This is a genomic window from Synergistaceae bacterium, assembly GCA_012521675.1.
Taxonomy (GTDB): domain Bacteria; phylum Synergistota; class Synergistia; order Synergistales; family Aminobacteriaceae; genus JAAYLU01.
In genome coordinates, this window is record JAAYLU010000070.1 from 13,353 (window position 1) to 25,358 (window position 12,006).

Here is a 12,006-nt window from a genome sequence, read left to right on the forward strand (position 1 = left end):
ATCCTGACGCAAGTTCAGTCGGTTTTCGCGCGGAGTACACCGGTTCTCCGGTCAAGCCCCGAAGCCCAGTTTTGCCTTCAGCCCCCAGACCATCTTGTACACGGGCGGTATCAGGAAAAGGGCCAGCACTCCCCCCGCTATCAGCCCTCCTATCGAGACGATGGCCATCGGCGAGCGGTAGGATCCCCCTTGGCCGATCCCCATGGCGAGCGGTACCATCGCGATGACCGACGTCGCATCGGCCATAATTATCGGGCGAAGACGCACCCTGCACGCCTCGACTATCGCCGACGCCGGATCCTTGCCCTCCTTTCTCAGGATCTCGGCGAAGTCCACGACCACTATGGCATTGTTGACCACCAACCCCACCAGCATGATGACCCCCATCAGAGCGTAGACGGACAGAGGCGTGCCGGTCAGCAGCAGCGCCGGGATCACGCCTATTATCGAAAGGGGGACCGTAAGCATTATCACCAGCGCGAAGACGAACGACTCCAGTATGGCGGCGATCATCAGGAAAGTCAGCAGTACCGCCAGGGCGAGGGCCAAGTTCAGAGTGCCGAAGTTCTCCTGTATCGACCTTATCTCGCCCGCGTAGGAGAAGCCGTAACCCAGCGGGAGCGGCACCTCCTCCAGCCTGCTTCTTATCGCCCTGTACACGTCACCGACGGTGACACCCTGCACGTCCGCCTCGACTGTTATAGAGCGCTGCCTCTCCTTGCGAAGAATCTGGGTGGGCCCCATTGTGTGCTTGAGCTCGGCCAGGTCCCTAAGAGAGACGAATCCCGCGGACGTCGGGAAGGGAAGGTCCGGAAGCTGGAAGGGGCTTGCCACCTCGTCCGCTTTCAACTTTACCAGGATGTCGTACTCCTTCCCCGCCTCGCGGAAGACCCCTGCACTCAGCCCTGTGACGTAGCCGCGCAGCGTATCGGACAGGCTCTCGGTATTGAAGTTGAGCCTGGCCATCCTGAGGCGGTCCGGGACTAGCTGTATCTCCGGACGCCCCGTCCTCCAGTCCAGGTCAACGTCGACCACGCCGTCAATCTCGCGCAGAGCGTCCATGACGGTGACAGCGAGGGAGTTAAGAGTTACGGCGTCCTCCCCCCTGACGACCACCTGGATCGGCTTGCCTCGCACGCCGCCTCGCCCTCCTCCGGCCGACACGCTCGACTTCACGTCCGGCAGAGACGCAAGCAGGGGACGCAGCGGTGTCGCGAATGAAAAGCTGGACGGCCTGTCGGGCGCGTCATCCAGATATATGCGGATGGACGACCTGTTCAGCCCGGACCTCGAACCCCCTCCGCCTATCACGACGCTGGCGCCCGACACGTGAGGCAGGGACAGCACGTGGCTCTCCACCTGCCTGGTCAGGCGATCGGTCATGGCCAGCGAAGCCGACGCCGACGTCTCCATGCTGATCGACACCTGCCCCTCGTCGGACATGGGGAAGAACTGGAAGCCGACCTTTCCGGCCAGCATCACCGAGCCAACGCACAGAGCGACGAACAGCAGAATCGTCGTCGCCGGGAAGCGGACCGCCAGCCGCACCAGCACGTGGTGCAGCTCCTCGAACCCTTGGTAGAGCCACTGCCACCAGCCGGTCAGCAGGCGGCTGAGTGTCGATGGCCCGGAGGATCGCCCCATCCGCGCCGCAAGCATCGGGGTCACCGTCAGCGCAACCCAGAGGGAGAAGAGCGTCGAGAAAACGACCGTCATCGCGAAGGGGTTGAACATCTGTCCCATGGGCCCTCCCGCCAGGGCTATCGGGATGAAGACTCCCAGGTTGGTCGAGGTGGTGGACAGCACCGCCAGAGCGATCTCCCTTGTCCCCAGCTCCGCGGCCTGCAGCCTATCGTGTCCCAGCTCCCGGTATCTGATTATGTTCTCTATCACGAGTATCGAGTTGTTCACCAGTATGCCAGTCGATATTGCAAGGCCGAGCGTAGTCATAAGGTTGAGGGAGTAGCCCGCGAGAACCATCGGCATGAAGGTCGCCACCACCGCGGTCGGCATCACGAATGCCACCAGCAGGGTGGCTGACATCCTCCCCAGGAATAAGAAGAGTATCAGGGCGGTCAGCAGAGTGCCGATTATCATGTCCCGGAAGACGTTCCAGATGGACTCGGAGATCAGCTCCCCGTCGTCGAACGGGATCGCCATGGAGAATCCGGGCGGCAGATCCGGAACGATCTTATCCAGCAGCTCGCGCACGGCCCGGCTCGCCTTCACCACATTGCCGTCGGGGACCGCCGTGAGATATAGGATGAATGAGTCGCTGCCGTTGTAGCGGGCCAGGCGGCGCACCTCGGCGGTGGAGTCAGTCACCGACGCTATGTCCGCAAGCCGCACAGACACGCCCTTCGACAGGGGTATCTGCAGCTCCTCAAGCTCCCGCACCGTGGCCGACTCGCCGACCACGCGCAGGATCGACTCCTGGTCCTCCAACGATATGCGCCCGGAGGGAGAGCTGTAGTTGCCGCTCCTGATCATGTTCGTCACCTGGCGTATGCCAAGGCCGAGGCTGGCGAGAGCCACAGGGTCGAGGTCCACGTGTATCTCTCGCGTCAACCCGCCGTCCAGCGAAACGTCCGCCACGTCGGTCACCTGCGACAGCCTTCGCTGAACCCTGTCCTCCAGTATGTCGTACGCCCTCTGGGGCGGCAGGGTGGAGGTGAAGACAATCGACATGAAGGAGCGAGCGTTCATGTCGAACTTCCTGACCACCGGATCGTCCGCGTCCTCGGGAAGTCGCACCGTCCTCACCCGGTTGGCCACGTCGAGCGCCGCGTCCGCCAGGTCCACGTCCGCGTCGAACTCGACGAAGACGAAGGACAGCCCCTCCAGCGAGGAGCTCTCTATCTTTCTGCTACCCTGCACCTGGCTGATAGCATCCTCAAGCGGCTTGGTAACGAGCATCTCCATATCCTCCGGCCCGGCGCCCGAATAGCGGGTGATAACGGAGACGAAAGGGACCTCTATCTTGGGAAGCAGAGATATTCCCATGCCGTTCATGGCCGAAAGCCCCAGCAGCACGGCGAGGATGACGATCACCAGGGTCAGCACGGGACGCCTGATGGATAGTCCGATTATGCCCATCTAGCCGCCGTCGCCCCCGTTCGCGCCCGTGCGCAGCCTGCCGTCCGAGACTGTCACCTTGGCCCCCTCGTACAGGTTGCCCGCCCCCAGCTTCGCCACCATGTCGCCGGGCGCGAGGCCGGAGAGCACCTCCATGAAGCCGCCGCTCCCCTCGCCCGCCTCTATATCGCGGCGAGCCGCCAAGCCCCCCTCGACGATGAACACGTAGGGACGCCCGTCCTCGCGCAGGATGCACTCGTACGGGACGGCCAGGGCGTCCTCCTTGCGCACCATGAGGACCTCCATCCGCGCATAGTCGCCCGGTATCAGGGAACAGTCCGGCGGAAGCCCGACTATACCCCGGAAGAAGCCGGTCTGAGGATCCGCCTCCGGGTCCAGGCGCAAAATCGAGCCGGTGGCCTCACCGCCCCAGGGAGCTCTGACCAGGACCTCCATGCCCGGCTTTATAAGCCCTCGGATCGTCGGTGAGATCAGCATCTCGACCTCCCGCCTGTCGAAGTCCGCGACGGCGAGCAGCTCGCGCCCCGGGTCGGCGAACTCCCCTACCTCGACGCTCTTTCGGACCACCACGCCGTTGAGGGCCGAGCGAATCTGGACGCGCGACACGGTCGTGCGCGCATCGCGCAGCCTCGCGGCCTCCTCCTGCACCGCGACGTTGGCCCTGTCCAGCTCCTGCTTCGACGCGCCGCCCGCCTCGAACAGGCTCTTGAGGCGATCGTAGCGGGACTTCGCTTCATCGTAGGCCGCCTTTCGAGCGCCCAGCAGCGCCACCTGGCTCTGCCCCGCGAGGGACACAAGCACGTCCCCCTTCTTCACCAAGTCGCCGACCTCGACGTTGACCTCCTCCACGACCTCGCGCGATGGCGCCGATACCTTCTGCACCTGCGCCGAGCGAACCGTGCCGAAGAAACTGCGCCTTATCTCGAAGAGCTGCGGCCGCACCTCGTAAACCGTGATGGTGATCCCGGCCGAAGGAGGGGGAATCCTGCTCTGCGCCCCCGACGGCACTGCTATCCTGTAGCCCAGGAAACCCAAAGTCCCGGCCAGGAGAAACACCCAGAAAAGAACGTTCGCTTTTTTCAATACCGACATCGCACCCTCCTGCAACTCGCGTTGCTCCGATGTAATCTCGGTTTATTCTATCACCTCAATTGAAAAGATGTCCGAACACCACACCCGCAGTCGCAGAAAGCAGCACCACCAACGATATAAACGCAAGAGTTTTTTTAGGACCCAGTACCCCGCTGATTACCAGCATGCTGGGCAAGGATAGTGCAGGCCCTGCAAGCAGGAGTGCAAGTGCAGGGCCTCTTCCCATTCCTGCGCCGATCAGCCCGTCGAGGATGGGAACCTCGGTAAGAGTAGCGAAATACATGAAGGCTCCGGACAACGATGCGAAGAAGTTTGCACCAAACGAGTTCCCTCCCACCAACATCGCCACGTAACGAGCCGGGATCAGCGCCTCGTGCCCCGGACGGCCGAGCAGGAAGCCAGCCCCAAGCACACCCGCGAACAGCAGCGGCGTTATCAGCAGCGCGTAGTCGCGGGAAGAGGCCACCCACTCCTTTCGCTCGTCACGCGAGAACCAGGCCCGCGAAGCGAAGATCACCAGCGAGAGCGAGAGCCCGGAGAGCAGCCATTTTATCTCGTAAATCCCGCTCCACAGGCCGCCTGGTGTGCGCGGCGGCGCCCAGTTTGCGAATAAGAGAAAGAGCACCATGCCTCCTATATGCGCGACCGTTCTCCAAGGGCGCTCGTCCCCCGGCTCCGGTACCGTTGCAAATCCCTCCTGCCGAGCACCCTCCTCCCGTCCAAAGAGCGCTCCCATGATCAATCCTATCAGCAGGCTGATTACAATCGCTCCAACAGCTCGCGCGACGCCCAGCTCAAAACCGAGCACCCTGGCGGTTAAAACTATGGCCAGGATGTTTATCGCCGGCCCTGAGTACAAGAAGGTGGATGCCGGGCCAAGCCCCGCTCCCCTCGAATATATCCCCGCGAACAGAGGCAACACTGTGCAGGAACAGACCGCGAGCACACCTCCCGATACCGATGCAACCGAGTAGGCGAGCCATCTATTCGCGCGTCCCCCCAAATATCTCATCACGGACTGCCTGCTGACAAAGACCGAGACCGCCCCCGCGATAAAGAACGCGGGCACTAGACACAGCAGCACGTGCTCCCTGGCATAATCGTGCATCATGGCAACCGATTCTGCCAAGGCATTCCAGACTCTCTCGTTGTCAGCGGGAATAAAATAGAACACCAGGAAAAATGCGGCTATCCACAAGAACTTCACCCTGTCGCTCATCAAAAACACCCCCCCGGTCAAATATATGTGGCATTTTCTGCACATATAATGCGAAAAAAAATTCCCCCTTCAGGGAGTCGCCGGACTAAACAAGCTTCGATAGCAGCTCTTTGATCTTCTCAAGCGACGGCGATCCCCCCGCGAACAACAACTTTCCGTCCGCCATGAGTGCAGGAGTTGCAACCACTCCCCTCTCCATTATCTCCATTATGGAGGTCACCTTCACGACCTCGCAGTCCAGCCCCAGCTCCGTCGCAGCCTGCTTCGTCAGCTCCTCCAGTTTCCTGCACTTCGCGCAGCCCGTTCCCAATACTTCTATTCTTGCCAGTGTCATCATTACCGCCTCGCTTTCCGCGGATCACAATCGCATCTGGCCAGAAAAAGCTCTGGCTCCTCCCCAAGCACAACCCTCTCCACACAGGAGAGCAGCTGAGCGAGACAACCCATCCTCAGCGAGTAGTACACATTCAGTCCCTCCTTCCTATCCTCCAGTATGCCCAGCGACTTCATCATCGCAAGGTGCTTGCTTATCGTGGTCCTGTCGAAATGAAACATATCGGCGATATCACATACGCACATCTCGCGGCTCGCAAGGGCCTCAACTATAGTCATACGGACCGGATGCGCCAGCCCCTTGAGTATGGCGGTCTTTTTGCGCTGAGTGTCGTCGATCATTCTCATCCTCCATTGAAGGGCATCGCTCTTTTTATGTGGCAATTCTACCACTTACCTTGGTTCGGTCAAGCCCCTCCTGAAAACCCAGGACAAAGCTGTTACAATCGTGCCATATACGGTGTGAGGAGTGGCTTCCATGGACGAAGTGCGAAAATACGTGGAGAAGAGATACGCCGAGGCCGCGCGGTCACCGCGGAGATCCGGCATCATCAACATGACGAGGAGAAACTACGACGGGGCGACACTCGCGGCAGCTCCCGGCGGAATGGCGGCGCGATCCTTCGGCTGCGGCAACCCGGTCGAGCATGCTGAGCTGATCCACGGCGAGACTGTGCTCGACCTCGGCTGCGGCGCCGGGCTCGACATGTTCATCGCGTCGAAGGCCGTCGGTCCGGAGGGCAGGATCATAGGCCTTGACATGACCGGGGAGATGCTGGCGGAGGCCGCAGGGAACCTGAAGGAGCTGGAAAACGTCGAGCTCCTAAGGGGATACATCGAGGACATACCACTAGCGGACAAGTCCGTGGACGTCGTCATCTCCAACTGCGTGATCAACCTCTCACCGGATAAGCCCGCCGTGCTGAGGGAGGCCTACAGGGTCCTTAAGCCCGGAGGCAGGTTCTGCGTCGCGGACATGCTCTTTATTCGCCCCGTCTCGGAGCGTATAGTCAGTAACCTCGCCGCATGGTCGGGGTGCATCGCAGGCGCGCTGCTGGAGGAGGACTACCGGCGTCTGGCGGAGGAGGCGGGCTTCATCGAGGTTGAGATACGCAGGATCAAGGTCTTTCCCATCCCCGAGTCGCTGGCCTCTATGGCCTTCCCGGAGCTGTCGGAGAGCGAGAGGCGCGAGATCGACGGGGTGCTGGCGAGCGCCATCGTCATCGGCAGGAGGCGCCGCGCGAGGTCGGTGTGATATAATACTCCCAGGGGGTGATTTTAATGAGTGAAAGGGAAAAAGAATCCCGCGGCTTCGTCTGTCCTCCGTGAATCCTAGTGTTCCTGGCCGCGGCGGGCATCGCGGCGATATCCTGGGTGATCAACTGGTTCAGGGGGTAGTTTTGGGCGGCGCTCGTCGGAGACGCCGCTTTTTTTGCGCCGCCTCGTTCCCGTTGCGGCGTGCTATCCGTGCGTGTATCATCTTATATGGGAGCTGAGCGCGGATGACCTGGAGACCCGAGCATGAAGAAGAGCATAAGGGCGGGAAGGAGCGCAACGACCGAAGGAAGTTCTCCTGGTCGAGGGCGGTCTGGAGGACCTTTCTGTTCTTCGCCGTCATCCTGGTGGACCAGGCCATCCTCTTCGGAATAGCCTGGTACTCGTGGGAGTTCGCCGTCGACTCGGCCCTCAGACTGGAACTCCAGGGCATACCCTCCATCGACGAGCTTCGTTCGTACAGGCCGATGAAGACCACCGTGCTCTACGACGCTCACAACGAGCCATTCGCCAGGTTCTTCATCGAGGACAGGGTGGAGATCCCCCTTCACCGGGTCTCGCCCTGGCTCCGCAAGGCTGTCATAGCCGCCGAGGACGCCCGGTTCATGGACCACGGCGGAATAAACCTGCTGTCCATCGGCAGGGCCGCCCTGGAGAACAGGAGGGCCGGCGGCATCCGCCAGGGGGGGAGCACGATAACCCAGCAGCTCGCCCGCACCATGTTCTTGACCAACGAGCGCACTCTGGAGCGCAAGCTTCGCGAGGTGATAATAGCCTTCAGGCTGGAGAGCGCCTTCAGCAAGGAGGAGATCCTGGAGAAGTACCTCAACGAGATCTACTTCGGCAGGGGCGCATGGGGGGCGGAGACGGCGTCTCGGGTCTACTTCGGGAAGAGCGCCTCCGATCTCTCACCGGGCGAGGCGGCTCTTTTGGCCGCCCTGATCCCCTCGCCTAACCGCCTGCCGCCCGGCTCGCCGACCGACGCGGCGGAGGCGGCGAAGAGGCGAGTTCTAGCCCGAATGCTCGAGACGGGGGCGATCACAGAGGAGGAGTACAGGGAGGGCTCCCCCCCGGTCGCGGTGGCTGACCACGCCCTGGATCGGCCCGAGGCTCGCGTGAAATACCCGTATTTCGCGATGAGGGTCCTCAACGAGACTCTGCTGCCCAAGTACGGCGTCCGGGGCGCCTACGGCGGAGGCCTGCACGTATACACCACTCTCTACCCGGACCTGCAGGAGGCGGCGGAGCGAGTAGCGGCCAAGTCCAAGCTGCAGCTGGCCATCGTCGGGCTCGACCCCGCCACCGGCGCTGTTATGGCACTTGTCGGCGGCAGGACATGGGACGAGAGCCAGTTCAACAGGGCCGTCCAGGCCTATCGCCAGCCCGGATCTTCATTCAAGCCTCTCGTCTACGCGGCCGCCTTCGAGGAGCTGGGATGGCGCCCCATGTCAAAGCTCGACGACTCTCCCCTGACGCTCAGGTACGGGACGGAGCTGTGGTCCCCGCACAACTACGACCGCAAGTTCCGCGGCAGGGTCACCGTAGAGAGGGCGCTTGTCAGCTCGCTCAATGTTCCCGCCGTGCGCGCCTTCCTGGCCACGGGCGAGGGGGCCGTGACTAGGACCGTGCGAAAACTCGGCATTACCACCCCTTACCTGCCGGAGAGCCCCTCCATGGCCCTCGGCTCGGCATCCCTGACCCCGCTCGAGATGGCGACGGCCTTCTCCGCGTTCGCCAACGGAGGCTACAGGGTCTTTCCACACATGGTGAGAGAGATTCGGGACGACGACGGCAACTTGCTCTTCAGGACGGAGGACGACCGGATACGGGCCATCTCGGAGCAGGCGGCGGGAGAGATAAGGGATACATTGATAAAGGCCGTGAACCACGGGACCGGGACTGCGGCACGCATAAAGGGGTACGAGGTCTTCGGCAAGACCGGGACGACCAACGACTTCCGCGACGCCTGGTTCATCGGCGGCTTCCCTGGGCTCTGCACGGCGGTCTACACGGGGCACGACGACAGGAAGCCGATAGGGGGCGGAGCGACAGGCGGAAAGATAGCCGCGCCTATCTGGCAGGAGTTCATGAAGGAGGCCGCGGACATTCTATCCCCGGAGCTATCCTTCCCGAAGTACGCCGTCACCTCTGCCAAGGTCCCGCACGACGAAGGCGCGGAGGAAGAAGAGCCGGAAGAGGAGGAGGTATTCACTTCACCCCCCGTCGAGGTAAAACCCACGCAGACTCCCATCGTACCCCGCCCGTCGACCCGCCCCTGGCCCGGTCAGGAGAGGGAGAGGCAGCACCACCCATCGATGATAATCCAATCGGAGACGGACGCGAAGCTGGAGGAGCTGCTGAAGAAGTACAAAGTCGGCGATTGACGAAGCCCCGGCCGGAAGACCGGACCGGGGCCTAGGCTTTTTCACGGCGCCCGCCTATCGGTCCAGGACCTTCACACTGCAGAGCATGTCCTTAATCCAGCCGGCCGCGTCCTTGTAGCTTTCCTTCGGGACGCGGACTCCGAGCGCGACTCCAGTTCCCTCCCACGCGACCGAGAGGACAGCGTCCACGCCGTCGCCGCTCTTCTGGGAAAACAGGGTTACCTTCAGGTCCCCGTCGCCGCACTTCAGGGTGCTGGTCCCCTGCTCGCGCGCCCCCGCAGTGCGTTCTTTCATCATCTCCGCTACGGCCTCGGGCCCCTCCATCAGCACGATGTAGATCTCCGAGCCGTCGGGCCCCGCGACCCGTATCTCGTCGTCGTCGCGATCCATCTCCTCCGCTCCGTCGGGCAGCTCTATGAAGATCGAGGTGCCTCCGATGGTGAAAACACCCTCCTCCTCGTCGTCGACGAACTCGGGAAGTCCATCGTCCTCGTCGTCTTCGTCGAAGGCAGGAAGACCGTCGTCTTCGTCCTCGTCATCGTCGATTGCAGGAAGCCCATCGTCTTCATCGTCCTCCTCGTCGTCGAGGAAGGAGAGAGCCTCCTGTTCTTCTTCATCCTCTTCATCCTCATCCTCCGGAGTCGCCTCCAAGGCCGGCGGGAACTTCAGCACGCCCTTGACGAAGGAAAGGAACTTGGGCTGCAGCGCCTCGAACCACTCGTCGGTAGTGTCGAACAGGAAGACATAGCCGGTCTCGTCCAGTACGAAAACATACATCTCTCCCTTGAGCGTGTCCCGCTGGTTCGAGAAGTGGAATCGATGGATGAACGCATTCCAGCCGTGAAGCATCGTCGCCTCGTCCTCAAGGGGAGAATACTCGGCGAAGCCGGGCATGCTGTTCTCCTTAAGGGCTTGCAAGTAGTCCGAGAGCGGAAACCGACTCGGGATATCCTCCTCGAGCCAGATCATCTCCGCAAGGACTGTGCCCTTCTCCTGATATAAGAAGTACCTGTGAATCGACTCGTCTACGGGCTCCTGCTCCATCCATCCGGACGGAATCCTGCCCAGCGAGACCTCTCCGGCCACAGCTGCGGATGGCATGGAGACAAGACCCAACAGCGCAAAAAGAAAGATGATGGAGAATAACAACCTCTTCACCATAGATACCCCCTTAAATAAATTGGATTCCACGCCCCGAGGAGACGGCGTAGATACACGTTTCAGGTGCCTTTGGGCGCCTATCGTTGAAGTAATTTTAGCACTTTTACGCCCTTTTAGATAGGGCGGCATTTGCGACAACAGAGCTCTTCCATGTCATAATTAAACGAAACCCTGATTTCTAAAAAAGGAGAGATCTTCGATGACAAGGGCCAGGGTAGTGGAGACAAACGAGGGCATCCAGAGCGAAATAACGGTGGAGATGTTCGACAGGTTCGCGCGGATCATGAGGGACAAGGGCTGGCTCAACGTGGACAGCCTGCATAATGCAGGACTCTTGGCGGGGCGTGCCCTCGAGGTAGGCCCGGGCCCAGGCTACGTCGGGCTCGAATGGCTGAAAAGGCAGGGGGAGAATGCACGGCTTACGGGGCTTGAGATAAGCCCGGCGATGATCGAAATCGCCGGCAGGAACGCCCGCGAGTACAGCCTTGACGGCAGGGCCGAGTACGTTCTGGGCAACGCCATGGAGATGCCCTTCCCCGACGGTAGTTTCGACTCGGTCTTCTCGAACGGGCAGGGCTGCACGGATGCGAGGCTCTCAGGGAGTTCTTCGGGATGAGCATCATCGGCGCGAAGCCCACTTAAAAAGCACGCTATTGGAGTTTGATATGCGACGTGTCGCGAATCAGATCCGCAGCTTCCCCACCGCGTCGCACCCCGACGCAGTGGCGCTGATCCTGGGCAGCATGCCGGGGGAGGCGTCGCTGAGGGCGGGTCAGTACTACGCCCATCCGCGCAACGCTTTCTGGCCGGTGATGGAGGCTGTGCTGGGCGTCGGGGCGGACCTCCCCTACGAGGAGAGGATCGCCGCCCTGATCGACAGGCGAGTGGCGCTGTGGGACGTGCTGGCATCCTGCGTGCGGCCGGGCAGCCTCGACTCGGACATAGTGGACTCCACCGCAGTCCCTAACGACTTGCCGGGCTTTCTCACCGAACACCCGCTGGTGCGAACGGTCTTCTTCAATGGCACGAAGGCCGAGCAGGCCTGGAGAAGGCACATCGCGCCCGCCTTGCCGGGTTCGCCGCTCCGCCTCGTCCGCCTCCCCTCCACCAGTCCGGCCAACGCGTCGTACAGCACGGAGCGGAAGATCGAGGCTTGGCGGGTGGTGCCCCTTGCGGTCGAAGTCCCACCGGAGGGGAGACGGTTATGACAAGGGCCAGGGTCGCTTTGACGAACGAGGTCGTCCTGAGCAGGGTTACGGCCGAGACCTACGACAGGTTCGCGCGGAGTTCTTCGGAATGAGTATCACCGGGGAGAAGCCTGCTTGAAGCGTGCCATCGTAGTTCAAGGATGTGCGCCGTATCGCGACACGTGACAACAGCTTTCCCTTCGCGTCGCGACAGGACGTGGAAGTGCTGATCCCGGGCAGCATGCCCGGCGAGGCGCCC

10 protein-coding genes are annotated in these 12,006 nt (G+C 61.7%); 4 read left to right on the forward strand and 6 right to left on the reverse strand.

Annotated elements, in window-relative coordinates; genetic code table 11:
* Positions 1-51: 51 nt before the first annotated feature.
* The 5 genes from GX181_07150 to GX181_07170 form a co-directional block, all read right to left on the reverse strand.
* Positions 52-3,096, reverse strand: a complete 3,045-nt coding sequence (locus GX181_07150; protein NLM71718.1) for an efflux RND transporter permease subunit — start codon at positions 3,094-3,096, stop codon at positions 52-54.
* Complete coding sequence (locus tag GX181_07155) at positions 3,097-4,188, reverse strand: efflux RND transporter periplasmic adaptor subunit (protein NLM71719.1); 1,092 nt, start codon at positions 4,186-4,188, stop codon at positions 3,097-3,099.
* A gap of 55 nt (positions 4,189-4,243) precedes the next feature.
* The gene (locus GX181_07160) at positions 4,244-5,407 is read right to left on the reverse strand and encodes a permease (protein ID NLM71720.1); all 1,164 of its coding nucleotides are present in this window, start codon (positions 5,405-5,407) and stop codon (positions 4,244-4,246) included.
* 85 nt (positions 5,408-5,492) lie between these two features.
* Positions 5,493-5,741, reverse strand: coding sequence for a thioredoxin family protein (locus GX181_07165; GenBank protein ID NLM71721.1), 249 nt, complete (start codon positions 5,739-5,741; stop codon positions 5,493-5,495).
* A gap of 2 nt (positions 5,742-5,743) precedes the next feature.
* On the reverse strand, positions 5,744-6,082 hold the full coding sequence (locus GX181_07170) for a helix-turn-helix transcriptional regulator (protein ID NLM71722.1): 339 nt from the start codon (positions 6,080-6,082) through the stop codon (positions 5,744-5,746).
* Positions 6,083-6,218: 136 nt separating this feature from the next.
* Between GX181_07170 and GX181_07175 the strand changes: the two genes are divergently transcribed.
* Together GX181_07175 and GX181_07180 are read left to right on the forward strand one after the other, a co-directional pair.
* Positions 6,219-6,995: a methyltransferase domain-containing protein gene (locus GX181_07175; GenBank protein NLM71723.1), complete on the forward strand. Its 777-nt coding sequence runs from the start codon at positions 6,219-6,221 to the stop codon at positions 6,993-6,995.
* Between the two features lie 247 nt (positions 6,996-7,242).
* The gene (locus GX181_07180) at positions 7,243-9,399 is read left to right on the forward strand and encodes a PBP1A family penicillin-binding protein (GenBank protein ID NLM71724.1); all 2,157 of its coding nucleotides are present in this window, start codon (positions 7,243-7,245) and stop codon (positions 9,397-9,399) included.
* A gap of 54 nt (positions 9,400-9,453) precedes the next feature.
* On the opposite strand, the gene GX181_07185 is transcribed toward GX181_07180, so the two are convergent.
* Entirely contained in the window at positions 9,454-10,557 is a 1,104-nt protein-coding gene (locus GX181_07185; GenBank protein NLM71725.1) for a hypothetical protein, read from the reverse strand.
* Between the two features lie 202 nt (positions 10,558-10,759).
* On the opposite strand from GX181_07185, the gene GX181_07190 reads away from it, so the two are divergent.
* Both GX181_07190 and GX181_07195 read left to right on the forward strand, forming a co-directional pair.
* Positions 10,760-11,176, forward strand: coding sequence for a class I SAM-dependent methyltransferase (locus GX181_07190; protein NLM71726.1), 417 nt, complete (start codon positions 10,760-10,762; stop codon positions 11,174-11,176).
* Between the two features lie 49 nt (positions 11,177-11,225).
* Complete coding sequence (locus GX181_07195; protein ID NLM71727.1) at positions 11,226-11,768, forward strand: DNA-deoxyinosine glycosylase; 543 nt, start codon at positions 11,226-11,228, stop codon at positions 11,766-11,768.
* Positions 11,769-12,006 lie beyond the last annotated feature (238 nt).

Bases quoted from the DNA above. Each gene is read 5' to 3' on its own strand.
- GX181_07150 (NLM71718.1), bottom strand. From the start codon at position 3,096: ATGGGCATAATCGGACTATCCATCAGGCGTCCCGTGCTGACCCTGGTG.
- GX181_07155 (NLM71719.1), bottom strand. From the start codon at position 4,188: ATGTCGGTATTGAAAAAAGCGAACGTTCTTTTCTGGGTGTTTCTCCTG.
- GX181_07160 (NLM71720.1), bottom strand. From the start codon at position 5,407: ATGAGCGACAGGGTGAAGTTCTTGTGGATAGCCGCATTTTTCCTGGTG.
- GX181_07165 (NLM71721.1), bottom strand. From the start codon at position 5,741: ATGACACTGGCAAGAATAGAAGTATTGGGAACGGGCTGCGCGAAGTGC.
- GX181_07170 (NLM71722.1), bottom strand. From the start codon at position 6,082: ATGATCGACGACACTCAGCGCAAAAAGACCGCCATACTCAAGGGGCTG.
- GX181_07175 (NLM71723.1), top strand. From the start codon at position 6,219: ATGGACGAAGTGCGAAAATACGTGGAGAAGAGATACGCCGAGGCCGCG.
- GX181_07180 (NLM71724.1), top strand. From the start codon at position 7,243: ATGACCTGGAGACCCGAGCATGAAGAAGAGCATAAGGGCGGGAAGGAG.
- GX181_07190 (NLM71726.1), top strand. From the start codon at position 10,760: ATGACAAGGGCCAGGGTAGTGGAGACAAACGAGGGCATCCAGAGCGAA.
- GX181_07195 (NLM71727.1), top strand. From the start codon at position 11,226: ATGCGACGTGTCGCGAATCAGATCCGCAGCTTCCCCACCGCGTCGCAC.